Raw genomic sequence first — 22,592 nt, forward strand, 5'->3', positions numbered from 1 at the left:
CTCGTCGCCGCGCACCCCTGGCCGATCGTTTCTGCGCGGGTCTGACGCGGGACGGCGGGGGCCTGACCGATTGTGACGTTCCGTGAGCCGTTGAGGGCGCGTGTCGCGTCGACGCCGTGTCGTGCGCTCACCCGACTGGGGCAGCGGAAAAGTGCGAAACGGCTCAAACCGTCACAAGGTGGGTGGGGTATCCCCCAATGAGGAGCCGGAGGTCCACGTGAGGGGTCAGCAGACACCCGAGGGAGTGGAACGGCCGCGGCTGCGTGCCTCCGCGGCGGCCTTCACCTCTCTCGTGGCGCTCGCCGCAACCGGGCTGGTGGCGGGCCCCGCCGTGGGCGCGCCCGCGGCCGGTCCCTGTGCCCTGCCGCGTACCGCCGCCCACCATTCCCTGGGTCTCGACACCTGGAACGGCTCCTACCCACAGCCCGTCCGCTCCCTGGACGCGGTCATGATCTTCCTGTCCTTCCCCGACTCCACCCCGCTGACCAGCACCGACGAGCTGGCAGCCGACCACTTCCCCAGCACGGGCGACTTCTTCCGGCGCGCCTCGTACGGCCGCTTCGCCCTTCACCCCGACACCCGGCGCGACTGGACCCCGATGCCGCAGGCGTCCACGGCGTACGCCATACAGCGCGACTGGGAGGCGGGGAAACGCACGGCCTATCTGCGGGACGCCCTCGCGGCGGCTGACGACCAGGTCGACTTCTCGCGGTACGACATCGTCTATCTGGTCGCCGACCCGGACGCGCCCGGCGTGGACTCCGACGCCACGAAGGTCGTCAACCTGGAGTCCCCGCTCACCGTGGACGGCACGGAGATCAAGCGGGTCGTCACCGTCTTCGAGCGGCACCCGCCGGACCGCAATGTGCTGGCCCACGAGACGGGCCATGTCTTCGACCTGCCCGACCTCTACCACCGGCCCATGGACGGCAAGGGCGACTGGGACACCCATGTGGGGGACTGGGACGTCATGGGCAGCCAGTTCGGCCTCGCCCCGGACCTCTTCGGCTGGCACAAGTGGAAGCTGGGCTGGCTGGACCGGAGCAATGTGATCTGCGTCCAGCAGCCGGGCACCCGGCTGCTCACCCTGGAGTCGCTGGCGGCGGCTCCGGTGGTCGGCGGCACGGTCGGCAAGCGGCTCGCGGTCGTACGGACGGGGATGGGCAGCGCGCTCGCGATCGAGGCGCGCGGCTCGACCGGCAACGACCAGGACACCTGCACGGAGGGTGTGCTGATCTACCGCGTACGGAACGAGGCGGCGTCCGGGGACGGCCCGGTCGAGGTCGTGGACACCCATCCGAAGAGCGAGGCCTGCTGGGACCGCTCGGTGTATCCGCCGCTGGCGGACGCGCCGCTGGCGGTCGGGGAATCGTTCACGGTGCCGGGGGAGGAGGCTCGGGTGGAGGTGGTGGACCGGACGCCGGCGGGTGCGTGGACGGTGAAGGTGACGCTGCCGGAGAACACCTGAGGCGCCGGACCTGGAACACGAAGAAGCCCCTCGCTTCCGCGAGGGGCTTCCTCCGTCTGTGCGCCGCCAGGGACTCGAACCCCGGACCCGCTGATTAAGAGTCAGCTGCTCTAACCAACTGAGCTAGCGGCGCCTGCTGACGTCGTAGACCTTAGCATCCTGATCGGCGGGAGGAAAAATCGATATCCGCACGTCGGCGGCGGACGCTGCCCGGACCGCCCGGACGCAGGCCCAGAGCATGACCTCGGGCCCCGGCAACCAGGGGTGCCGGGTGTCGGGCGCGACGACCCAGCGGGGGCCTGCGGGCTCGAGCGGTGTCAGCGGAGGGATGGTCACGGCGTCGCCGGTGCCGTGGCAGAGCGGCGGCGGGACGGCGTCACCCCACTCCTCCCAGTGGAGCAGGGCCGGTAACCGCTGGGCGGTGCCGGGCGCGGCGAACAGCAGCATCCGGCCCCGGTACACGGCGACGGGCCCGGTGCCCGGCCCCTCCGACCAGAGCCGGTCGAGCATCCGGCGCCCGAACAGCATGTCCACGTTCACGACGTCGAAGACCGTGCCGCAGGGGAGTACGGCGGGGGCGGTCGGCCGGGCCTCCCAGAGCGCGAGCGTGGAGCGCGGGAACGCGGCGGCGGAGGCGAGCCAGTCGGCACCGGCGCAGGTGACGTGCGCGGTGTGATGCCGCCCTTCGTCCCCCTGCCGCAGGAACCGGAAGATGTCGGGCCGGTCCGTGCGCCGCTCGTCGGTGTCGCTCTGGGCCGGGCTCAGGGGGGTCTCGTCTCGCAGCCATGCGCTCATGGAGCAAGATCTACCGGGAGTGACCGGTTTGTTTCCGAGGGTTGCCGGAAAGCCGGACAGGGCGGGTGCGAGGGGAGTATCTTTCGCCCCGGCATATGCCAGATGGTGGTGGCGGAGAGGGCTGAAGGGGTGAGCGCGGCCCTGCTCCGGGCCGGCGCTCGGCGGTCCTCCGGGACTCAGTCGTCCTGGGACGTGCCGCCCGTACGGATCAGGTCGCGGCCGAACTCGATCATCCGGCGCGCATAGTCCTCGGTCCACTCCGCCCGCTCGGCGACGTCCCCGGGCGTCAGCCGGTCGAACCGGCGGGGATCGGCGAGCTGGGCCGCCGCGATCGCCTGGAACTCGATCGCCCGGTCGGTCGCCGCCCGGAAGGCGAGCGTCAGCTCGGTCGCGCGGGCCAGCAGCTCGCGGGGATCCTCGATCGACTCCAGGTCGAAGAAGTGCTCCGGGTCGGCGGTCGCTTCGGCAGGCTCGAAGATCAGCGGCGCGGGTCGGAGTCGCCGCTGCCCGTTCCGCTCCGCGGATTCCGCCATCGTTCTTCTCCTCCTCGCACGCACACGGCCCGGACACCCGGGCCGCCGTCTTCCATTGTCCCGCCTCGCGCAAGGGGGTGGGGTGCCGGACCGCGATCCTCAGTCGCCGAGTCCGCGCAGATAGACCGCGAGCCCGCCGAAGAACTCCCGCTCGGCGTCGATGCCGGGGGCGTGCCGGGCGGCCTCCGTCATGTACGGGAAGTGGTCCTCCGGCAGCTCGGCGATGGTGGCCGTGCCCGCGCCGGCGAGGGACCCGAGGTGTTCGAGCTGGATCGCCCCGACGATGTAACCGATCAGGCCGCGCAGGGCGACGACCCGCTGTTCGCCCTCGATGCCCGCCTCGGCCAGGATCCCGAGCACCGACTCCGACCAGCGCAGCAGTCCGGGCAGTCGGTGCCGGTGGGTGACGGTGAGCGGGACGGCGGCGGGGTGTTCGCCCACGCTGTCGCGGAGTCGGCGGACCATGGCCTCGATCCGGTCCCGCCACGGCGTGTCGACGGTGGGCGGGGTGGGGTCGACGGTGCTCAGGACGCGCTCGACGACCAGCCCCTCCAGCTCGTCGCGGTCGGCCACGTACCGGTAGAGCCCCATCGTGCTCATGCCGAGTTCCTTGGCGACGGTGCGCATCGACAGGCCGTCGAGTCCGTCGCGGTCGATGACGGCGAGGGCGGCGGCGGCCAATCGGTCCTGGGTGAGGGAGCGGGGGCGCGGCATGGGTTGACAGCGTACGGCATACGCCTACGCTGAATAGGAGTACACCGTACGCCTACGTGGAGGTGTTCCATGGCCCTGCCCGCAAAGCGGCTGCGACCCGGCTCGACGGTCCCCGTCCGCACCCTTGAACCGCTCCTCGGCCCCCCGGTCGCGGTCCCGGACCCCGGACGACTCGTCCATCTGCAGTTCCGGCGCTTCGCCGGCTGCCCCGTCTGCCATCTGCACCTGCGGTCCGTGGTGCGACGGCACGAGGAGATCGAGGCGGCCGGCATCCGTGAGGTCGTCGTCTTCCACTCACCGGCCGAGGAGTTGACCCCGCACCTGGAAGGCCTGCCGTTCCCGGTCGTCGCCGACCCGGGCAAGGGGCTCTACACCGCGTTCGGCGTCGAGTCCTCGCCCCGGGCGCTGCTCGGCCCCCGGGCGTGGGGGCCGGTGGTCCGGGCCGTGACCGTCGGCACCTGGGAGATGCTGCGCGGCCGCGCCCGCCCGCCGGTACGCAGCCCGCAGGGCGGCCGGCTCGGTCTGCCGGGCGACTTCCTGATCGGCACCGATGGCCGCATCGTCGCCGCGAAGTACGGCGAACACCTCGACGACCAATGGCCGGTCGACGAACTCCTCGCCCACGCGGCGGCGTCCCGACTGGACGGCCTCACCCCGACGACAGGCTGACGCGACCGCTCGGGGGCGGTTCGCAGGGCTCGTCGCGGATCTGCCCCAGCCGCTTCCCCGGTGCCCGCGGGTGCGGGCCCCACAGACGGCCCTACGGACGCCACGGGACGCGATGGCCGGACCAGAAGTCCCACGTGCTCATCATCGCCTCCCAGCCGTCCGGGAACTTGACCGTCACTCCCAACTGGACCGGTTCCGTCGACGGGTGGTCGTCCAGGAGGTCCGACACACCCGCGCGGCAGACCACGATGCAGGCGTGGCGGTGGCGGGAGGTCAGGACGCAGAGGCGGCCCGTCTCCAGGTGGAAGGCCGTGGCGTCCGGGCGGCCCGAGAGGGGGTGGAGGACCACCGTCACGTCGTACTCACGGCCCTGCAGCCGGTTCGCGGTGTCCACCGTCACGCCCGAGACGCCCAGTTCCGCGAGCGCCGCGCGGACCGCCGCCGCCTGGTCGCGGTGGGCCGTGCCGACCGCGATCCGATCGGGGGTCAGCGGGACCGGGTCGGGCGAACGCTCCGATACGGCCGCGCCGCCCCGGTCCAGGAGCCGGCGCACCACCAGAGCCACCGCCCGGACCGCCTCGGGATCCGTACGCGGGGTGTGCCGGGCGGGGAGTTCCAGCAGGCCCCAGCCCGACTCCGCGGCCTCGTCCAGGACGCGATCCGGGCCCGAACCGTCCGACGGCACCCCGAAGGCCAGCCGCCGGTCACCGTGGTCGGTGCCGCTGCGGAAGCGGGTGTACGGATAGAACGCGTCGGACACCAGCGGCGCGGCCGAGGCCGGCAGCCGCCAGGAGACGGGCAGTCGGTGCTGCGGCAGATCCGGATTGTGGGCGAGCAGCGTCGAGACCGCGCTCGCCGACGGGTCGTACGAGAGTCCCGCCCACTGCTCGGCACCGACCACCGAGAACGGGTCCAACTGCCCCGGGTCGCCCACGAAGAGCGCCCGCTCGAAGAGCCCGGCCACGGCGAGCAGCGAGTCCGAGCGCATCTGGTACGCCTCGTCCACGATCGCGTGCGCCCACGGCTCTACGTTCTTCACGTGCGCCCACTTCGCGGCCGTCGAGATCGTCACCGGAAGCCCCGCCAGGTCCCCCGCCTTCGAGGACTTCCGTACGTTCTCCAGATCGTCGAGCGCCTTGTCGTACGGATCGCTGTCGTTGGAGTGCAGCCGGCCCACCGGCAGGTCCGGCTCCTTCTCGGCGAGTCGCAGCACCAGGTCGTCGACCTGTGCGTTCGTCTGCGCGACGACCATCAGGGGCCGTCCCGCCGAGGCCAGTTCGAGCGCGGCCCGGACAACGAGCGTCGACTTGCCCGCGCCCGGCGGGGAGTCGACGACGACGCCCCGGGCGCTCCCGCGCAGGGTGTCCCGCAGGATGTCGTCCGTCGCCCGTGCGGCCGCCGCCGAGGGGTCGAAGTCGTCGGCGGTCACAGCAGGTCCTCCGTGGTGACGGCATCGGGCAGTTCGGCGACCTCGGAGCGCGGAGGTCCGCCATGCGTCCAGGGTGTCTCCTCCGGGTCCGGCAGCTTGGCACCCACGCGCTGGTCGTGCTCGAACAGCGTCCAGGCGATCCGCTCGCCCTTCTCCGGCACCGAGCCCTCGGCGGGCTCCTTGGAGCGGCCCATCCGGTCGGTGACCCGCAGCACGAGCGAGCCGTCGTCCTCGTACCGCACGAACTCGGCCGTCTGCGGCTTGCCTTCGAGCGAGCGGTACACCTTCACCCGCTCGGACAGGTGCGGCCGGTCGTCGGTGCGGACCGTGAGCAGCGGGCGCGGCGAGGGCCGCTTCGACTCCGACCAGGCCATCGTCACGTCCACCACCTCCGTCTCGAACGCCTCTCCGGCGAGCCGCCGCCCCGCGAGCACCAGCGGATCGTCGAGGGCCTCCTGGGCGTCGAGCTGGCCTTGCGCGGACTCCCGCGCAGCCAGCTTCTGGGCGGCCGTCACCGCGTCGTCGCGGCGCGGCTGCGGCGGTTCGCCGGCCACGACCCGGTCGCGGTGGCCGGTGAACGACCAGCGGTCGCGGGTCCAGCGGTCCGTCACCCTGGCCCCCTCGGGCAGCTCCCGCAGCAGATCGAGGGAGCGCCACACCGCGTCCCAGGTCGGCTTGAGCTGCGAGACGATCAGCCGGCGGATCTCCCTCTGGGCGCGGTGCAGTTCGCCGAGTCGCTCGTCGGCGCTCTCGCCGTCCTCGGCCGCGGCCAGGGCCTGCCGGGCCCGGTCGAAGCGCTCGATCGCGGGCGCGAGCAGCCGGTTGTCGAAGGCCGGGTCGGTCGCGGGACCGGCGGGCGGGCACAGCAGCTGCCCGTCACGGTCCCGGCCGAGCTCGGCCCGCAGCGCCGCCTCCGCACCGGAATCCCCCTCCGGGGGATCGACCCAGGCCAGCAACGCGCCCAGGTGCTGGTCCTCCAGGGAGGACTGGCCCGTCGCCCAGTGCCGGTTCAGCAGCTCGGTCGCCGACAGCAGCAACGAGGAACCCGGCACGCGGGCCCGCTCGCCGAAGTGCGTCAGCCACCGGCCGAGCAGCGGCACGCGCGGCGGCGCCGGGAACGGCGTCTCCGGGTCCTGCTCCGCCGTCCGGCGGAACCGCATCGACCGCCCGAGGAGCCGTACGTACTCGATGCCCGCCCGGCTCGGCGTGATCAACTGCGGGGCGTCCGCGCACAGTTCGACCTCGACCTTGACCTTCTTGCCGGTCTCCGGGTCGGTTTCGTTCTTCTCCGCCGCCTCGACCACGTCGGCGAACGAGTCGATGTACGGCAGGACCTCCTCGGCCAGGTCGGCGAGGAACGCGAACCGCAGGTCCCGGTCGCGCGGCTGCGCGACGACCAGGAGCCGCGGCTCCTCGGGATCGGTACCGACCAGCGCGCCGAGCGGCGCGCCCGCCTCGCCGGCCGTGGTCAGCGGTACGAGGACGAGCGGCCGGTCCGACAGATGCCGGTGCCGCACCGTGGCCAGCGGCTGCGCCCGCCCGGACTCGACGGCCTCCAGCCGGGCGAGGGTGGAGATCAGCGACATGAGGAGCCTCCGCGGGGACGTTCCGTGCCGGGGCGGTCCGCGGTCCGAACGCGCGGCCCCTGCGGCAGGTGCCGCGTGTGGACGGCCTGCGCGGGGTGGCCGGTGCGGACGCCCCCTGCCGGGTGGCCGTCGTGCCGCGTCGGCTCGGGGCGTCGGCCCGGCATGCGGGCCCGCCCTGTCCCGTCAGCCCGCCTCGTGCTCAGCAAGGACATTCGACGATCTCCCTCAGGGTCCGCGCGGGCGCGGCCGCCAGTGCCTCCTCGCGCAGCGCCCGCGCCCGGCGCAGCGCGTCGACCGTCGGGTCCTCCGCGTCGCCCTCCTCGCCGCGCGCCGCCGCCAGAACGGCGCCTATCGTGGTCAGCCCGCCGAGCTCGCCCCGTACCGAACGACCGAGCGCCTCCACCGCACCGGCGAGTCTCGCGCGCTCCCGGCAGTGGAAGGCCAGCTCGCAGGCGGCCAGACACTCCGGCGCGTACGCGTACGGAACCGACTCCACCGCCGACGCCAGCTCTTCCGGGGAGCAGGTCTCCACGTCGAAGGTGACGCCGTCGGGCAGCGCGTCCGCGATGTCCTCGATCCGGGTCAGCCGGGCCAGCTGCCGGCGGGTCACGGACAGCTGCTTGCGCACGTCGACGACCGAGGCCGTCGGCAGGTTGGAGAAGTCCTTCGGGCAGACGAGGAGCACCGAGTGCGCCACCGCCGCACCCTCCGTCAGCGCCGCCAGCCGCTCCAGGGCCAGGACGTACACCGCCGCCTGTCGGGCCGCCGCGCCGACCTTGGAGGCGTCCGCCGAACCGTCGATCATCGGGAACGACTTGATCTCCACGACAGTCCACCGGCCGTCGGGGTGCACGACCACCACGTCGGGCTCGAGAAAGGCGGGGGAGCCCGCCACGTCCAGGGCCAGCATCGGATGGTCGAGCAGCCCCCACTCCCCGGCGGCTGTGGCCTCGCGCAGCGCGAGGGCCGTGCGGGCCGCGCGGCCCTCGGGCCCGACCGCGGCCAGATCCGGGAGCCGTACCGCCCCGGGCTCCTCGATGCCGAGCAGGCGCAGCAGCTCGCGGCCGCCGTCGGCCTTGACCTTCGCCTCGAAGGCGTTGCCCCGCATGAAGGCGAACTGGGACTGTCCGAACGCCGCCGGCGAGCCCAGCTTCGAGGCGAGCGCGGCCTTGTCCACCGCGGCGCCGTCGAGCAGCGCGCGTCGCCGGCAGCCGGGGTTGGCGGCCAGCGCCGCCAGCGCCCGCGCGTCCAGCGGATGCGGCGCCACGGCCGGTCCGCGCAGCTCAGCGAGCTGCTGCCGGAGTGTCGTCTGCGGAGGTCGAGGAGCTCCGCTGCCCAGGGATTCGCTCACCCGCGGAAGTCTCCCATCCGCCACTGACAATCGGCCGGTCCTCCCGCCCGACGGTGCTCCCGAGGGTGCCGCGGACCCGGTCCGCGAGGCGCAGCGCGGGCGCGGTGAGCAGGAGCCCGAGCCCCATCACCGCCGCCCCGGCGACCGCGTCGAGGAAGTAGTGGTTCGCCGTGCCCATGACGATCACCGTGGTGAGCAGCGGATAGGCGACGCCGAGGACCTTCAGCAGCGGCGTACGGCCGTACCGCCACAGCATCACCCCGCACCACAGCGCCCAGCCGACGTGCAGGCTCGGCATCGCCGCGTACTGGTTCGTCATCGCGCCCATCCCGCGCGGTGCGCTGGCCTCGGCGCCCCACCAGCCGTACGAGCTGAACTGGGCCATCGTGTCGACGAAGCCGTGGTGGGCGTCGAGGAGCCGGGGCGGGCAGGTGGGCAGCAGGGTGAAGCCGATCAGACCGAGGAGGGTGGAGACCATCAGCCAGGTGCGGGCGGCCCGGTAGTGGCCGGGGCGGCGGCGGAAGAGCCAGATCAGGACGGCCGGGGTGACGACGTAGTGCAGGGAGGCGTACGCGAAGTCGGCGGGGATCCCCAGGGCCGGGGTCTCGGTGAAGAGCCGGTTCAGCGGGTGCTCGGCGTTCAGATGGAGGGCCTTCTCCAGGTCGAGGATGGCCAGGCCGTGGTCGACGGCGCTCTGCACATCGCCGCGGGCGAGCAGCCGTCCGCAGGAGTACGCGGCGTACACGACGCCGATGAGTATCAGTTCCGCCCACCAGCGTGGTCTGCGCATTCCTCGGATCCCTCTCGTTTCGGCCGAGGAGAGGGACGTCGGCAGGGGCGCGCGGGTTGCCCGGGCGTCGCCGCGAATTCACGTGAGCGATGATGGATGTGCACTGCGAAACGTCGCCCCGTTGAAGAAACAGGGAGCCTTCATGCCACCGCGCATCCTGCTCGCCCGGCACGGTCAGACCGAATGGTCGCTGCTCGGCCGCCACACCGGCAGGACGGACATCCCGCTGCTGGACGAGGGTCGGCGCGGCGCCAAGCTGCTCGGCGAGCGGCTGCACCGGGCGCCGTGGAACGGGCTGCCGGACCTGGAGATCCGCACCAGCCCGCTGGTACGCGCGCGTGAGACCTGCGAGCTCGCCGGCTTCGGCGAGCGGGCGCAGGAGTGGGACGCGCTGATGGAGTGGGACTACGGGGCGTATGAGGGGCTGACCCCGCCCCAGATCCAGGCCCTTCAGCCCGGCTGGCTGCTGTGGCGCGACGCCGTGCCGGAGGGAGAGAGCCTGGCGCAGGTCGCGGCGCGGGCCGACGAGGTCGTGGAGTGGGCGCGCTCGGCGGACCGTGACGTGCTGGTCTTCGCGCACGGCCACATCCTGCGGACGATCGCGGCGCGTTGGCTGGGCGAGGAGGTCTCCTTCGGCGCCCGCATCGGCCTCGACCCGACGAGCCTGTCGGTGCTGGGCTGGATGTACGGCGAGCCGGCCCTCGCACGCTGGAACGACACCGGGCACCTGGAGTAGGCGTCCCGGTCCCGCCCTCGCCGCCCCGGGCGGGTATCAGCGGGCTGCCGCGAGGACCCGGCCGGTCTCCGTCAGGATGGTCCGGATACGGGAGGACTGGACGCCGTCCAGCGAGTCCACCACCCGGCGGGCCTCCGCCGCAGCCTCGTCCTGGCGCCCCGCATGAGCCAGGTTGCTCGCCAGCTGGGCGCGGTAGAGGGCGAGGTTGCGGGCGAAATGCGGGTTTTGGAGGACCGTCGCACGGTGTGCGTGGCGGGCCGCGCGGCTCCAGTCGCCCAGCGACGACCAGCAGTGAGCCTCCAGGGCCTCCAACTCCGGCTCCCCGAAGAAGGACATCCACTCCGGATCGCCGTCGGCCTGGCCCCGGGCGAAGTGGGTGTGCGCGCGGCCCAGGGACTGCTCGCAGGCGGCCCGGTCGCCGAGCCCGGCCCAGGCCCCCGCCTCCCGTAGGGAGAGGAGGGAGAGCAGCCGGGCGGAGGAGAGCGGCTGCGCCGCCCGCAGGCCCGCCTGGGCCGCCCGGACCGCCTCCCGGTACCGCCCCGCGTCCCTGGCCAGGAACGACGTGTTGCAGAAGGCGTGCGCCTCCAGGGCCGCGTCCCCGGACACGCGCGCGGTGGCGAGGGCCTCCGCGTAGTGCGAGCGGGCGTCGTCGAAGCGGCCGGAGTCATGGGCCAGCCAGCCGACGGAGATGGCGAGTTCGCCCGCGCCGGCGTGCAGCCGGTCCTCGGTGGAGCGCCGGGCCGCGGTGCCCGCGTCGAGCAGCGCGTACGCCGCCCGCAGCGGCTGGGCGGCCACCTTGTACAGACCGTCGGCGCCGTGCCGGTCGTCGAGCAGCCGGATCTGTCGTACGGCTTCCTCGACGGCCCGGACCTCGTCCTCGCCGATCCTGTGGGCTCCCCGAGGGGACGGGATCGCTGCGGCGGTGCCGCCGAGTCCCAGCGAGGCGGCCGCCACAGTGGCGGTACCGCTCGTCATGAATGCGCGACGCAGCACGTCGCTCTCCTCATCGTTCCGGGTCGTGACGGCGGGTGGGGGCGGTGCCCCGGCCGAGGCGGCCGGCCGTCGGCCGCGCACCGCCTCCCGCGCCGAGAAGCCCAGGTCCGCCAGGCCGAGACCGGGGAACATGTGCAGGAACACCCGCTCGTACGCGTAGTTGGGACAGCGGATCTCGCCCGCCTCCACGCGTCCGATGTAGCGGGCGTCGCAGGCGACCTGCTCGCCGATCTCCCGCGCCGCCCGGCGGACCGCCGCGGCGAACTCCGCCGGCGAGTGCTGTCCGCGGAGCCGGCGGAAGGCGAGATTGGGAACTGCCCGTGACATCGCCATGGCCGAGCCCTCTCCTGGTGCTGCCGGTGTTCCGGCGGAGCAAGAACGTACCTGCTGTGACCGGCCACGTACGCAGAGTTTGGCTACAAATCGGATATCTCGCGCGCGATCTGCCATGAACTGCCATCCTTTGCGGCGGCGTGCCGCCGTAGCCGTTGACGCGCACGGGCGTTGAACCATGCGGAGAGACGGAACGTGTCTTCTCAAGAGCGAGGAGGGTCCCTTGTTGGAGATCGGATCGCAGTCGACCGCACGCCACGTACCCACCCCGGACGCCAGCGCCCCGCACGAGACCCCCTGCGACCTGGTGACCGTGCCGGTCCGCCAGGGCCTGGAGGCCGTGGACATCCTGCGCCGCGGCGGGGCCCCCGCGGTCGGCCCCGTGCTGCACGACGGGGCCTGCGACACCCTCGGCTTCCTGGTCCCGCCCGGCACGGCCGAAGGCTGGGACATGCCGGGCAGCGCCTGTACGCAGACCCTGGGGCGCGGCCTGCACATCCCCGAACTGCCGGAGCTCCCCGAGCCGGCGGGTGACACGCCCCGCCCCGCCGGCTGGCTCCTGCCGCCCGGCGACAACGGGCAGGTCACCGACCCGGCGGTGCTGCGCGAGGCCCTGGGTCAGGCGGCCCGTCTGATCGAGGCGGCCGACGGCTGCCGCTGAGCGGGCGGGGCACCACCGCGAGCGCCGATAATGGGGCTCGTGGCCAGGAACAGAACGCGTGAGAGGGCGGCAGCAGCCGTCGCCGTCGTCGAGACCGTCGACGGCGGACTCGCGGAGCTCATACCCGACCGGGAGCGGCCCCGCGGCTGGACGCTGCTGATCGACGGCGCCCCGCAGTCGCACGTGGACCTCGACGACCCGGGCCATCTCTCCTTCGAGTACCAGCGACGCCTCGGCCACATCGCCGACCTCGTCGCCCCGCCGAACCGGCCCCTCCAGGTCGTCCATCTCGGCGGCGGAGCCTTCACGCTGGCCCGCTACATCGCCGCCACCCGACCCCGCTCCACCCAGCAGATCGTGGAACTCGACGGGTCCCTGGTCCAGCTCGTCCGCCGCGAGCTGCCCCTCGACACGGCCGCCCGCATCCGCGTCCGGTCCAACGACGCCCGCGCCGGACTCTCCAAGGTCCAGGACGGCTGGGCGGACCTGATCATCGCCGATGTGTTCAGCGGGGCCCGTACGCCCGCGCACCTCACCAGCACCGAGTTCCTCGCCGAGGTCCGCCGCGTACTGAAGCCCGGCGGGTTCTACGCCGCCAACCTGGCCGACGGGCCCCCGCTGACCCATCTCCGCGGCCAGATCGCGACCGCCGCCACCGTCTTTCCGGAGCTGGCGCTGACGGCCGACCCGACCGTGCTGCGCGGCCGCCGCTTCGGCAACGCCGTGCTGCTCGCCTCCGACCGGGAGCTTCCCGTCGCCGAGCTGACCCGCCGGGTGGCGACCGACCCGCACGCCGGGCGGGTGGAGCACGGCCGGGCGCTCGCCGACTTCACCGGGGGAGCGGCACCGGTCACCGACGCCAGCGCCAAGCCCTCGCCCGTACCGCCGGCGTCCGTGTTCCGCTGACGGCCCCGGCGCACGGACCCGTCAGCGGTCGTCGATCTCGACCCGGGGCGCGGTGTCGTGCCAGACGCAGAAGACCGACAGCTCCCGGCCGTCCTGGGTGAACGTGACCCGGATCCAGGTCGGCTGCTTCCAGACCTGCATCTGCCAGCCCGAGGACGGCGTCGCCGAGACCAGCTCCGCCGACGTCTCGCCGAGGTCGAACACGACCCGGCCGCCGTCCACGCCATAGCTCTTGACGTTGCCCCCGCTCTGCGGCTGCCCCGTGGACGTCGCCGAGGGCTTGCGCGGAGGCGTCGTCGAGGGCGAGGCCGTCGGGGCGCCGCTCGCGCCCGGGCCGGTGGTCGGCGTGGACGAGGGGGCCTTCGGCCGCTGCGTGGAGGACGACAGCGGATCGCCGATCTCGCCGGCCGGCCCGTCGGTGGTGCCGGCCGGGATGGGCAGGGCGCGCGGCGGGTCGTAGACCGTGCCGGCCAGCACCGTGTGCACACCCCACCACGAGAGCGTGACCGCCGCGCCCGTGGCGAGCGACCACGCCATGGCGTGAACAAGTCCTCTACGCATCCGGGCCATCCTGCACCACGGCACCCCCGGGCGTCCCGCAGGGTGGACCTTCCCTCGTCGTCCCCCGTATGGCGTACGGTGCGGGCCATGGCAAGTGTGCTCGTGGTCGAGGACGACCAGTTCGTGCGCTCGGCCCTCATCCGGCATCTGACCGAGGCCTCCCACACCGTACGGAGCGTCGGCACGGCCCTGGAGGCGCTGCGCGAGGTCGCCCATTTCCGTTTCGACGTGGTCATCCTGGACCTCGGACTGCCCGATCTGGACGGGTCCGAGGCGCTGAAGATGCTGCGCGGCATCACCGACGTACCGGTGATCATCGCGACCGCGCGGGACGACGAGACGGAGATCGTCCGGCTCCTCAACGACGGCGCGGACGACTACCTCACCAAGCCCTTCTCCGTGGAACACCTTTCGGCGCGGATGGCCGCCGTGCTGCGCCGCTCACGGGCCGCGGCGGGCGAGGCGCCTCCGTCGCGGGTGATCCAGGTCGGCGGTCTGTCGATCGACCCGTTGCGGCGGCAGGCGGAGCTCGACGGGACCGGGCTCGACCTGACCCGCCGGGAGTTCGACCTGCTGGCCTTCCTCGCCGGGCGACCGGGGGTGGTCGTGCCGCGCAAGGAGCTGCTCGCCGAGGTGTGGCAGCAGTCCTACGGGGATGACCAGACCATCGACGTACATTTGTCATGGCTACGGCGGAAGTTGGGTGAAACGGCCGCCCGTCCCCGCTATCTGCACACCCTGCGCGGGGTGGGCGTGAAGCTGGAGCCGCCGCGGGAGCCGCAGCCGTGAGATGGGCACTCGTCAAGGTGTCGCTGGCCGTCACCGCCATGGTCGTCGTCGCCTTCGCCGTACCGCTCGGCCTCGTCGTCAAGGAGATGGCGAGCGACCGGGCCTTCTCCAACGCCGAGCGCCGCGCCGCCGGACTCGCACCCGTGCTCGCGATCACCACCGACCGCGAGGAACTCGACCGGGCTGTCGCCACCACCGAGGACGGGGCCGCCGGGCGGATGGCCGTCCATGTCCCCGCCGCCGACGAAGCGGGCGGCAAGGCCCTGGAGATCGGCACCCGCCGGGCCGGCGAGAACGATCTGCGGACCACCCGGCAGTTGGGACGGGCCACCATCGCCGAGGTGGAGGGCGGCTCCGTCCTGCTCCAGCCCACGGCGCTCAGCTCCGGGCAGGTCGCCGTCGTCGAACTCTTCGTCCCCGAGGGTGAGGTCACCAACGGCGTCGCCACCGCCTGGCTGGTCCTGGCCGGCGTCGGCATCGCCCTGATCATCGGCTCCGTCGCTGTCGCCGACCGGCTCGGCGTCCGGATGGTCCGGCCCGCCCAGCGGCTTGCAGGTGCCGCCCACGACCTGGGCGAGGGCAAGCTCGGTGCGCGCGTCCCCGAAGAGGGCCCGCCGGAGCTCAAGTCGGCGGCGATCGCCTTCAACTCGATGGCCGACCAGGTCGTCCAGCTCCTCGCCAACGAGCGTGAGCTGGCCGCCGACCTCTCCCACCGGCTCCGGACCCCGCTGACCGTGCTCCGGCTCAACACGGCCTCGCTCGGCTCCGGTCCGGCGGCCGAGCAGACCCGGGTCGCGGTCGAGCAGCTGGAGCGCGAGGTCGACACCATCATCCGTACGGCCCGGGAGGCCAAGCCGCAGACCCAGGCCACCGGCCCGGGCGCCGGCTGCGACGCCTCCGAGGTCGTCCGGGAGAGGATGGACTTCTGGTCCGCGCTCGCCGAGGACGAGGGCCGCAAGGTACGCGTGGCGGGCGTCGACCGCCCCGTACGCATCCCGGTCGCCCGGCCCGAGCTCGTCGCCGCGCTCGACGCGCTGCTCGGCAACGTCTTCCGCCACACCCCCGAGGGGACGGCCTTTTCCGTCGACGTCCACAACGGCGACGACGCCGTCATCGTCCTGGTCTCCGACGCCGGTCCCGGCATCGCCGACCCGGCCGCCGCCCTGACCCGGGGCAACAGCGGCCACCGCGCCGGCTCCACCGGCCTCGGCCTCGACATCGTGCGCCAGATGGCCGAGGCCACGGGCGGTGACGTCCGCATCGGGCACTCGGTGCTCGGCGGAACCGAGGTCCGCATCTGGATCGGGCTGGACGGGCGTCGCTCCGGCAGTGAGGCCGGCCGCCGCGCCAACCGGGTGGGCCGCCGCAAGCGGAGCGGCCAGGGCTCCCGGCGTGCCGCGGACGTCTGAACCTTTCGTCGTTCCGATGGCTTCCTTAAGCGGAGCCTAAGAATCCTCAACCCGAGCTCCCTCGTACATATTTGTCCGTTTCCCACTCGCTAGCGTGCTGCCCGCACCCCACCCCCACCCCCGGCACACAGAGGCAGGCACGCGATGGGCACCAGTTCGCACCGGCGCAGGGCGAGCGGCAAGACCAAGGTCATCGGCGCGGTCGTCGCCGCGGCGGTGATCGGGGGCGCCGCGTTCGCGCTCACGGGCACCGCCCAGGCCGCGGCCGTCGGCGCCGCGTACACCAGGACCAGCACCTGGACCGGCGGCTACACCGGCCAGTACGTCGTGACCAACCAGACCTCCAGCGTCCAGTCGGGGGGCTGGACGCTGGAGTTCGACCTGCCGGCCGGCACCACGATCGGCTCCCTGTGGAACGGTGAGCACACCGTCTCGGGGCAGCACGTCACCGTGAAGCCCGCGAGCTGGAACAAGGAGCTCGCCCCCGGCCAGTCCGTCACCGTCGGCTTCGTGACCTCGGCCGCAGGCGAGGCCGGCGACCCCGCCAACTGCCTGATCAACAAGGCCACCTGCTCCGTCGGCGGCGCGACCCCGACGCCCAGCGGCCGGCCCACCGAGCAGCCCACCGCCACCGTGGCCCCGACCGCCTCGGCGACCCCCACCGCCACGGCGACGGCCACACCGAGCCAGACCGCCACGACGGCCCCGACGCCCACGCCGACGGCGACCTCCACCAGCACCCCGGGCGCCGTCGCGAAGTACGCGCCCTACATCGACACCTCCCTCTACCCGTCGTACGACATGCTCGCGACCGCCGATGCCACCGGTGTGAAGGAGTTCAACCTCGCCTTCATCACCTCCGGCGGCTCCTGCGCCCCGCTGTGGGGCGGTGTCACCGACCTCGCGAACGACAAGGTGGCCTCCCAGATAGGGGCCCTGCGGGCCAAGGGCGGTGACGTCCGGGTCTCCTTCGGCGGCGCCGCCGGCCACGAACTGGCCCTCAACTGCTCCACCTCCGCCGACCTCGCGGCCGCCTACGGCAAGGTCGTCGACCAGTACAAGCTCACCAAGGTCGACTTCGACATCGAGGGCGCGGCCCTGCCGGACACCGCCGCGAACACCCGGCGCTCCCAGGCCATCGCCCAGCTCCAGAAGTCCCACCCGGGCCTGAACGTCTCCTTCACCCTGCCGGTCATGCCCGAGGGTCTGACCCAGCCCGGTGTGGACCTCCTCGCCGACGCCAAGAGGAACGGTGTCCGCGTCGACGCCGTCAACATCATGGCGATGGACTACGGGCCGGCCTACAGCGGAGACATGGGCCAGTACGCGATCCAGGCCGCGACCGCGACCCAGGCCCAGATCAAGGGTGTCCTCGGGCTGAGCGACGCGGCCGCCTGGAAGGCCGTCGCCGTCACCCCGATGATCGGCGTCAACGACGTCACCACCGAGATCTTCAAGGTCGACGACGCCACCCAGCTGGTCGACTTCGCGAAGTCCAAGGGCATCGGCTGGCTGTCGATGTGGTCCTCGACCCGCGACAAGCAGTGCGCGGCGGGCGCGGTCAACCACGCGGACGCCACGTGCTCCTCGATCCTCCAGCAGCCGCTGGCCTTCACCAAGGCGTTCGCCGCCTACAAGTGAGCCACTGAGCCCCCCACACCGCGCGCTCCGGCCGGAGCCACCCCCACCGCCGGCCGGAGCGCGCTTTCTTGCGCTCCCGCCCGGATCAGGCCTGCCCCACCTCGCTCAGGAACTCGGTGATCAGCTTCCCCCACACGGCCGGGTTCTCGGCGAACGGAGCATGTCCCGTGGCCAGTTCGGTGAGCCGCGCACCGCGGATGCCGGCCGCGACCGACCGGTGCAGCGCCGGCGCCACCAGTCGGTCCTCGGTCGTCGATATGACCAGGGTCGGCACGCCCACCCTGGCCAGGTCCTCCCGGACGTCCGCCCGCGCCACCAGGTCCGCGTGCTCCGGCGTACCCTCCGGGATCGACTCGCCGGTGAGCCGGACGACGCCCTCGACGACCTCCGGTGTCATCGGGTCGAGCATCGCGGGGCTGAAGACCAGCGGCACCAGAAGGCGCGCCACCAACTCGTGTTGCCCGCTGTCCGCGAGGTCCCGCCACAGCAGGGACGCCTGCCGCAGCGCATGGTCCGCGTAGGCGAACGGGGCGGTCAGCACCAGGCCCGTCACCCGCTCCGGGTGGCGGGTCGCGGCCCGGATCGCGACCGTCGTCCCCAGGGAGTACCCGGAGACGGCGAATCGCTCCACCCCCGCGGCGTCGGCCTTGGCCACCAATCCGTCGGCCAGCGCGTCCAGTTCGAGCGGATCCGTGGCGCGGGGCGCTCCGCCCGTACCCGGCAGGTCGAAGCCGACGACGCGCCGCCCGCCGGAGGCCAGCGCCCCCCGGATCGGGCCGTAGTTGGACTCGATGCCCCCGCCGGAGCCGTGGGTGAGCAGGAGCGCGCGAGAGGTCGTCATGGCAGGTCCCCCAAATCTGTAGTGGACGTTATGAAATGACCGTACATCAGATTTCATAGCGACCGCTACAGAAAAGGGTTCACTCTTTCGAGCGTCTTCGATTCGGCTCGCGGGGCGGTCCGGGCGAATCCGCCCCCGACCGGCCCGACCTGCGCTACGGCGTCGTGACGAGGGGCCGCGGTGCGGTCCCCATGCCACCGCCCAGGTGGAAGCTCGGGTGCGGGGGCTGGTTGTAGGCGGTGTTCTGCCAGGCGAGACCCGTGCGGTACATCGTGTCGTGCAACAGCGTGGTGATCTTCGTGCCCGTCTCGTACGGGGTCGAGTAGATCCGCAGCGCGCGGTTGTCGGCCGTGCGCCACACCACCTCCTCGCGCCAGTCGCCGAGGATGTCACCGGAGAGCGCCGGGGTCGCCTTCGTGCCGTTGTTGGAGGCGACCGAGGCGCCGGTGAGCAGCCGGGTCTCGCCGGACGTCCCGTACTTGTCGATGCGAGTGCCGTCCAGGAGCTCGCGGGTGGTGTCACCGTCCCACCAGCTCAGGAAGTTCGCGGACGAGGGCTCGCGACCCTTGGCGGCCCCGCCCTCGTCCCGTATCGAGGTGTCGGATGCCGACCACACTTCGGCGCCGGCGTTCCCGGCGTGGATGTCGCCGGCGACCCCGCGCCCGTTGTCGCAGCAGGCGTCGAGCTGCCAGCGGATGCTGCCGTTCGCCGGGTCGATGTACAGCTCGGACGGCTGGGACGACGACTCGGAGACCTTGAAGTACTCCAGGCCCGCCGTCCCCGGGTCGAGGTCGCCGAGGTGCTGGGCGTCGCCGTGTCCGGTCCTGGTCGTCCAGAGGCCGTGGCCGTTGTCGTCGACTGCCATCGACCCGTAGACGATCTCGTCCTTGCCGTCGCCGTCCACGTCGCCGACGGAGAGGCTGTGCGACCCCTGCCCGTCGTACCCCTTGCCGGTGTTGGTGGAGGAACCGCTGTCGAAGGTCCAGCGCCGGGTGAACTGCCCACCGCGCCAGTCCCAGGCCACGATCACGGACCGGGTGTAGTAGCCCCGCGCCATGATGAGCGAGGGCCGGGCGCCGTCCAGGTACGCGGTCCCGGCGAGGAAGCGGTCGACCCGGTTGCCGTAGCTGTCGCCCCACGAGGAGACGGTGCCGCGGGCCGGCACGTAGCCGGTCGTGCCCATCGCGGCGCCGGTGAGCCCGTCGAACATGGTCAGGTACTCGGATCCGGCCAGGACGTATCCGCTGCTGTTGCGGTGGTCGGCGGACGCGCTCCCGATGACCGTGCCGCGCCCGTCGACGGTCCCGTCGGCGGTCTTCATGGCGACCTCGGCCCGGCCGTCGCCGTCGTAGTCGTACACCTGGAACTGCGTGTAGTGCGCCCCGGAGCGGATGTTGCGGCCGAGGTCGATCCGCCACAGGCGCGTCCCGTCGGGCCGGATGCCGTCGACGATCGTGTTCCCGGTGTAGCCGGACTGCGAGTTGTCCTTGGCGTTGGTCGGCTGCCACTTCAGTACGAAGTCCAGCGCGCCGTCCCCGTCGAGGTCGCCGACGGACGCGTCGTTGGCCTCGTAGGTGTACGCCACCCCGTCCGGGGTGGTGCCGCCCGCGGGGGGAGTGAGCGGCACGTCCTTGTAGCCGGTGCGGAACTGGACGGCGTGCACCGAGTCGCCCTGCTCCACGCCGCCGACGACCGCGCGGACGGTGTAGTCGGCGTGGCTGGGAGCTCCGGCGTGGAAGTAGTTGGTGGAGGCGGTGACGGGGGTGGCGTTCACCTTCGTTCCGGCCCGGTACACATTGAAGGCGACGCTGTCCGGGTCGGTGCCGAGCCAGCGCCAGCTCACCAGATTGCCGGTCCCGGTGTGGACGCTGACCACGCCCCGGTCGAGCCGCTCGGCCTGCCGCGCGGTGGCGCCGGACGCGGTCCCGGTGGTGAGGGTGAGTGAGGCGACGGCGACGACACCGGCGCACAGGGTGGCGAGCAGGGAGCGAGATGCCTGCGGGTACTGCACGAATCCTCCTGGGGGGAAGAGAGCCGTTGCGTACCTCACAGTCGTCGCCGCGCGGGGATCGGTTGCCCGGGAACGACCGAGGCCCCGGTTCGTATGAACCGGGGCCTCGACCTTCAGGGTGAGTAACGGGACTCGAACCCGCGACATCCTGGACCACAACCAGGTGCTCTACCAGCTGAGCTATACCCACCACGACCGGCGGTTTTCCCGAAGGTTTCCCCGACCGGCCGAGAAGAAGTCTACAGGGTCCGAGCGGGTGCTCGCGCCCGCATTCCGCCGGGGTGGCGTCAGGGTGACGTCAGGGGCGTCGGGGGCGCGAGCAGGGGCTCACACGGTGCCGGGACTCACTCGCCGGGCAGGACGTGGCGTGCGGCGATCTGCTTCGCCGTGTCCGAGTCCGGTCCGGGCTGCGGGACGAAGATCGCCTCGCGGTAGTAGCGCAGCTCCGCGATGGACTCGCGGATGTCGGCCAGCGCGCGGTGGTTGCCGCTCTTCTCCGGACTGTTGAAGTACGCCCTCGGGTACCAGCGGCGGGCCAGCTCCTTGACCGAGGAGACATCGACGATCCGGTAGTGCAGGTGGTTCTCCAGCGCCGGCATGTCCCGCGACAGGAACCCGCGGTCGGTGGAGACCGAGTTCCCGCACAGGGGTGCCTTGCCCGGCTCCTTGACGTGCTCGCGTACGTAGGCGAGGACCTGCGCCTCGGCGTCGGCGAGGGTGGTTCCGCCGGGCAGGGCGTCGAGGAGGCCGGAGGACGTGTGCATCTGGCGCACGATCTCGGGCATGGTCTCCAGCGCCGCGTCCGGCGGGCGGATCACGATGTCCACTCCGTCGCCGAGCACGTTCAGTTCCGAGTCGGTGACCAGCGCGGCCACCTCGATGAGTGCGTCGTCCGTCAGCGAGAGCCCGGTCATCTCGCAGTCGATCCACACCATGCGATCGTTCATGCGTCCTACCTTAGGGGGTGCCCAGGGGATCGGGCCCTGCTTGCGGCGTCGTACTCCCTGCTCGCGACGACGGGCGCCGCGGGGAGGTGTCCCCGGGCGCCCGTCGGTTCGCGCTGTGCGGTTCGCCCTTATGGGGCGCTGCGCTGGCCCGGCAGTGCCGGGCGGCCCGACGCGTACAGTTCGGACGGCGGCTTGCCCGGCTCCAGCGGTCCGCCGGGACGCCGGGTGACCGGCGACACCTGCGAGGGCACCATCGGGTCCAGCACCGTCGTCGCCGTCTCGGCCTGCGGGCGCCGGGCCCGGTAGGCCGCGCGGTACGCGGCCGGCGAGGAGCCGAGCTGGCGGCGGAAGTGACCGCGCAGCGCCACCGGGGAGCGGAAGCCGCAGCGACCCGCGACCTCGTCGACCGAGTAGTCGGAGGTCTCGAGCAGCCGCTGCGCCTGCAGCACCCGCTGGGTGATCAGCCACTGCAGGGGAGCGCTGCCGGTGAGCGAGCGGAACCTGCGGTCGAACGTCCGCCGTGACATGTACGCGCGGGCCGCGAGCGTCTCCACGTCGAACTGCTCGTGGAGGTGCTCCAGGGCCCAGGCGACGACCTCCGCGAGCGGGTCGGCGCCGATCTCCTCTGGTAAAGACCTGTCGAGGTAGCGCTCCTGGCCGCCGCTGCGCCGCGGCGGGACGACCAGGCGGCGCGCCAGGGCGCCCGCGGCCTCCGTGCCGTGGTCGGTCCGCACGATGTGCAGACACAGGTCGATTCCGGCCGCGGTGCCGGCCGATGTCAGTACGTCCCCGTCGTCGACGAAGAGCTCCCGCGGATCCACGTGGACCGACGGATAGCGCTTGGCGAGCGTCGGCGCGTACATCCAGTGCGTGGTCGCCGGCCGGCCGTCGAGCAGTCCGGCCGCGGCGAGCACGAACGCGCCGGTGCACAGCCCGACGATCCGCGCGCCCTCTTCGTGTGCCCGGCGCAGCGCTTCGAGCGCCTCCGGCGGTGGCGGCGAGGTGATCGACCGCCAGGCCGGTACGACGACGGTGCCGGCCCGGCTGATCGCGTCCAGGCCGTACGGCGCGGTCAGTTCGAGGCCCCCTGTGGTCCGCAGCGGGCCTTCCTCGCCGGCGCACACGAGCAGCCGGTAGCGCGGCACTCCGGCGTCCTGCCGGTCGATTCCGAACACGGAGAGCGGGATGGAGCTCTCGAAGATGGGGCCGCCGCTGAACAGCAGCACCGCGACGACTTCGCGACGGCGGCGCCCGGAAAGCTTCCGTGCGGCCTCCGGTACGGCGGAGTCCTGGCTCATGACGCTAAGCCCCCCTCGGTGTTCGCGTCTCCCTGGTCCTGTCGCTCCTGCACGTTTCCCCTCGGTTTTGCACGAGACCCCAGTCTTCGATACCCATGATCGAATCTACTGTGTTCCGTGGCGCCGGCGTG

The 22,592-nt window shown here is 72.7% G+C and carries 21 protein-coding genes and 2 tRNA genes; 8 read left to right on the forward strand and 15 right to left on the reverse strand.

Annotation, left to right across the window (positions count from 1 at the left end):
* Positions 1 to 217 precede the first annotated feature (217 nt).
* Entirely contained in the window at positions 218 to 1,468 is a 1,251-nt protein-coding gene (locus ACZ561_RS06490) for a M6 family metalloprotease domain-containing protein (protein WP_470990415.1), read from the forward strand.
* A 59-nt stretch (positions 1,469 to 1,527) separates the two neighbouring features.
* On the opposite strand, the gene ACZ561_RS06495 is transcribed toward ACZ561_RS06490, so the two are convergent.
* The 4 genes from ACZ561_RS06495 to ACZ561_RS06510 form a co-directional block, all read right to left on the reverse strand.
* Positions 1,528 to 1,601 (reverse strand) — tRNA-Lys (locus tag ACZ561_RS06495).
* Positions 1,592 to 2,263 (reverse strand): bifunctional DNA primase/polymerase, encoded by a 672-nt coding sequence (locus tag ACZ561_RS06500; protein WP_376430906.1) that lies wholly within the window; start codon positions 2,261 to 2,263, stop codon positions 1,592 to 1,594. Before ACZ561_RS06500 ends, ACZ561_RS06495 begins: the two co-directional genes overlap by 10 nt.
* A 176-nt stretch (positions 2,264 to 2,439) precedes the next feature.
* Entirely contained in the window at positions 2,440 to 2,796 is a 357-nt protein-coding gene (locus ACZ561_RS06505) for a hypothetical protein (protein WP_470990417.1), read from the reverse strand.
* A 99-nt stretch (positions 2,797 to 2,895) separates the two neighbouring features.
* Entirely contained in the window at positions 2,896 to 3,510 is a 615-nt protein-coding gene (locus ACZ561_RS06510) for a TetR/AcrR family transcriptional regulator (RefSeq protein WP_470990419.1), read from the reverse strand.
* A 69-nt stretch (positions 3,511 to 3,579) separates the two neighbouring features.
* Here ACZ561_RS06510 and ACZ561_RS06515 point away from each other — a divergent pair, with 69 nt between their 5' ends.
* Entirely contained in the window at positions 3,580 to 4,179 is a 600-nt protein-coding gene (locus tag ACZ561_RS06515; RefSeq protein WP_470990421.1) for a peroxiredoxin-like family protein, read from the forward strand.
* A gap of 91 nt (positions 4,180 to 4,270) precedes the next feature.
* Here ACZ561_RS06515 and ACZ561_RS06520 read toward each other — a convergent pair whose 3' ends face one another.
* From ACZ561_RS06520 to ACZ561_RS06535, 4 genes are all read right to left on the reverse strand, one after another.
* On the reverse strand, positions 4,271 to 5,608 hold the full coding sequence (locus ACZ561_RS06520) for an AAA domain-containing protein (RefSeq protein ID WP_470990423.1): 1,338 nt from the start codon (positions 5,606 to 5,608) through the stop codon (positions 4,271 to 4,273).
* On the reverse strand, positions 5,605 to 7,194 hold the full coding sequence (locus tag ACZ561_RS06525) for a hypothetical protein (protein ID WP_470990425.1): 1,590 nt from the start codon (positions 7,192 to 7,194) through the stop codon (positions 5,605 to 5,607). The genes ACZ561_RS06520 and ACZ561_RS06525 overlap by 4 nt, the downstream gene beginning before the upstream one ends.
* Positions 7,195 to 7,393: 199 nt before the next feature.
* Positions 7,394 to 8,545, reverse strand: a complete 1,152-nt coding sequence (locus ACZ561_RS06530) for a hypothetical protein (protein ID WP_470990427.1) — start codon at positions 8,543 to 8,545, stop codon at positions 7,394 to 7,396.
* Entirely contained in the window at positions 8,478 to 9,335 is an 858-nt protein-coding gene (locus tag ACZ561_RS06535; protein ID WP_470990429.1) for a phosphatase PAP2 family protein, read from the reverse strand. Before ACZ561_RS06535 ends, ACZ561_RS06530 begins: the two co-directional genes overlap by 68 nt.
* Positions 9,336 to 9,477: 142 nt before the next feature.
* On the opposite strand from ACZ561_RS06535, the gene ACZ561_RS06540 reads away from it, so the two are divergent.
* Entirely contained in the window at positions 9,478 to 10,071 is a 594-nt protein-coding gene (locus ACZ561_RS06540; protein ID WP_470990431.1) for a histidine phosphatase family protein, read from the forward strand.
* Between the two features lie 36 nt (positions 10,072 to 10,107).
* Here the strand turns inward: ACZ561_RS06540 and ACZ561_RS06545 are convergent, their stop codons facing one another.
* On the reverse strand, positions 10,108 to 11,397 hold the full coding sequence (locus tag ACZ561_RS06545) for a tetratricopeptide repeat protein (RefSeq protein ID WP_470990433.1): 1,290 nt from the start codon (positions 11,395 to 11,397) through the stop codon (positions 10,108 to 10,110).
* A 178-nt stretch (positions 11,398 to 11,575) separates the two neighbouring features.
* On the opposite strand from ACZ561_RS06545, the gene ACZ561_RS06550 reads away from it, so the two are divergent.
* Together ACZ561_RS06550 and ACZ561_RS06555 are read left to right on the forward strand one after the other, a co-directional pair.
* A complete protein-coding gene (locus ACZ561_RS06550; protein ID WP_470990435.1) occupies positions 11,576 to 12,058 on the forward strand; it encodes a hypothetical protein in 483 nt (160 codons plus the stop codon).
* 30 nt (positions 12,059 to 12,088) lie between these two features.
* Entirely contained in the window at positions 12,089 to 12,964 is an 876-nt protein-coding gene (locus ACZ561_RS06555; RefSeq protein WP_470990437.1) for a spermidine synthase, read from the forward strand.
* A gap of 21 nt (positions 12,965 to 12,985) precedes the next feature.
* Here ACZ561_RS06555 and ACZ561_RS06560 read toward each other — a convergent pair whose 3' ends face one another.
* Positions 12,986 to 13,534, reverse strand: a complete 549-nt coding sequence (locus ACZ561_RS06560; protein WP_470990439.1) for a hypothetical protein — start codon at positions 13,532 to 13,534, stop codon at positions 12,986 to 12,988.
* Positions 13,535 to 13,612: 78 nt separating this feature from the next.
* Between ACZ561_RS06560 and ACZ561_RS06565 the strand changes: the two genes are divergently transcribed.
* The 3 genes from ACZ561_RS06565 (at position 13,613) to ACZ561_RS06575 (ending at position 17,364) form a co-directional block, all read left to right on the forward strand.
* A complete protein-coding gene (locus ACZ561_RS06565; protein ID WP_329120252.1) occupies positions 13,613 to 14,314 on the forward strand; it encodes a response regulator transcription factor in 702 nt (233 codons plus the stop codon).
* The gene (locus ACZ561_RS06570; protein ID WP_470990441.1) at positions 14,311 to 15,723 is read left to right on the forward strand and encodes a sensor histidine kinase; all 1,413 of its coding nucleotides are present in this window, start codon (positions 14,311 to 14,313) and stop codon (positions 15,721 to 15,723) included. Before ACZ561_RS06565 ends, ACZ561_RS06570 begins: the two co-directional genes overlap by 4 nt.
* 144 nt (positions 15,724 to 15,867) lie before the next feature.
* Positions 15,868 to 17,364 (forward strand): glycoside hydrolase family 18 protein, encoded by a 1,497-nt coding sequence (locus tag ACZ561_RS06575; RefSeq protein WP_470990443.1) that lies wholly within the window; start codon positions 15,868 to 15,870, stop codon positions 17,362 to 17,364.
* A gap of 85 nt (positions 17,365 to 17,449) precedes the next feature.
* Here the strand turns inward: ACZ561_RS06575 and ACZ561_RS06580 are convergent, their stop codons facing one another.
* From ACZ561_RS06580 to ACZ561_RS06600, 5 genes are all read right to left on the reverse strand, one after another.
* Positions 17,450 to 18,205: an alpha/beta fold hydrolase gene (locus ACZ561_RS06580; protein ID WP_470990445.1), complete on the reverse strand. Its 756-nt coding sequence runs from the start codon at positions 18,203 to 18,205 to the stop codon at positions 17,450 to 17,452.
* 154 nt (positions 18,206 to 18,359) lie between these two features.
* On the reverse strand, positions 18,360 to 20,216 hold the full coding sequence (locus tag ACZ561_RS06585; protein WP_470990447.1) for a rhamnogalacturonan lyase: 1,857 nt from the start codon (positions 20,214 to 20,216) through the stop codon (positions 18,360 to 18,362).
* Positions 20,217 to 20,333: 117 nt separating this feature from the next.
* A tRNA-His gene (locus ACZ561_RS06590) sits at positions 20,334 to 20,406 on the reverse strand.
* 154 nt (positions 20,407 to 20,560) lie between these two features.
* A complete protein-coding gene (gene orn / locus ACZ561_RS06595; RefSeq protein ID WP_376430890.1) occupies positions 20,561 to 21,163 on the reverse strand; it encodes an oligoribonuclease in 603 nt (200 codons plus the stop codon).
* 128 nt (positions 21,164 to 21,291) lie between these two features.
* Positions 21,292 to 22,461 (reverse strand): helix-turn-helix domain-containing protein, encoded by a 1,170-nt coding sequence (locus ACZ561_RS06600; protein ID WP_470990449.1) that lies wholly within the window; start codon positions 22,459 to 22,461, stop codon positions 21,292 to 21,294.
* Between the last annotated feature and the right edge of the window lie 131 nt (positions 22,462 to 22,592).

The sequence above is a fragment of the Streptomyces sp. NPDC039609 genome (genome assembly GCF_055596705.1).

Bases quoted from the DNA above. Each gene is read 5' to 3' on its own strand.
- ACZ561_RS06500 (WP_376430906.1), bottom strand. From the start codon at position 2,263: ATGAGCGCATGGCTGCGAGACGAGACCCCCCTGAGCCCGGCCCAGAGC.
- ACZ561_RS06505 (WP_470990417.1), bottom strand. From the start codon at position 2,796: ATGGCGGAATCCGCGGAGCGGAACGGGCAGCGGCGACTCCGACCCGCG.
- ACZ561_RS06510 (WP_470990419.1), bottom strand. From the start codon at position 3,510: ATGCCGCGCCCCCGCTCCCTCACCCAGGACCGATTGGCCGCCGCCGCC.
- ACZ561_RS06515 (WP_470990421.1), top strand. From the start codon at position 3,580: ATGGCCCTGCCCGCAAAGCGGCTGCGACCCGGCTCGACGGTCCCCGTC.
- ACZ561_RS06525 (WP_470990425.1), bottom strand. From the start codon at position 7,194: ATGTCGCTGATCTCCACCCTCGCCCGGCTGGAGGCCGTCGAGTCCGGG.
- ACZ561_RS06535 (WP_470990429.1), bottom strand. From the start codon at position 9,335: ATGCGCAGACCACGCTGGTGGGCGGAACTGATACTCATCGGCGTCGTG.
- ACZ561_RS06540 (WP_470990431.1), top strand. From the start codon at position 9,478: ATGCCACCGCGCATCCTGCTCGCCCGGCACGGTCAGACCGAATGGTCG.
- ACZ561_RS06545 (WP_470990433.1), bottom strand. From the start codon at position 11,397: ATGGCGATGTCACGGGCAGTTCCCAATCTCGCCTTCCGCCGGCTCCGC.
- ACZ561_RS06550 (WP_470990435.1), top strand. From the start codon at position 11,576: ATGCGGAGAGACGGAACGTGTCTTCTCAAGAGCGAGGAGGGTCCCTTG.
- ACZ561_RS06555 (WP_470990437.1), top strand. From the start codon at position 12,089: ATGGGGCTCGTGGCCAGGAACAGAACGCGTGAGAGGGCGGCAGCAGCC.
- ACZ561_RS06560 (WP_470990439.1), bottom strand. From the start codon at position 13,534: ATGGCCCGGATGCGTAGAGGACTTGTTCACGCCATGGCGTGGTCGCTC.
- ACZ561_RS06565 (WP_329120252.1), top strand. From the start codon at position 13,613: ATGGCAAGTGTGCTCGTGGTCGAGGACGACCAGTTCGTGCGCTCGGCC.
- ACZ561_RS06575 (WP_470990443.1), top strand. From the start codon at position 15,868: ATGGGCACCAGTTCGCACCGGCGCAGGGCGAGCGGCAAGACCAAGGTC.
- ACZ561_RS06580 (WP_470990445.1), bottom strand. From the start codon at position 18,205: ATGACGACCTCTCGCGCGCTCCTGCTCACCCACGGCTCCGGCGGGGGC.
- orn (WP_376430890.1), bottom strand. From the start codon at position 21,163: ATGAACGATCGCATGGTGTGGATCGACTGCGAGATGACCGGGCTCTCG.
- ACZ561_RS06600 (WP_470990449.1), bottom strand. From the start codon at position 22,461: ATGAGCCAGGACTCCGCCGTACCGGAGGCCGCACGGAAGCTTTCCGGG.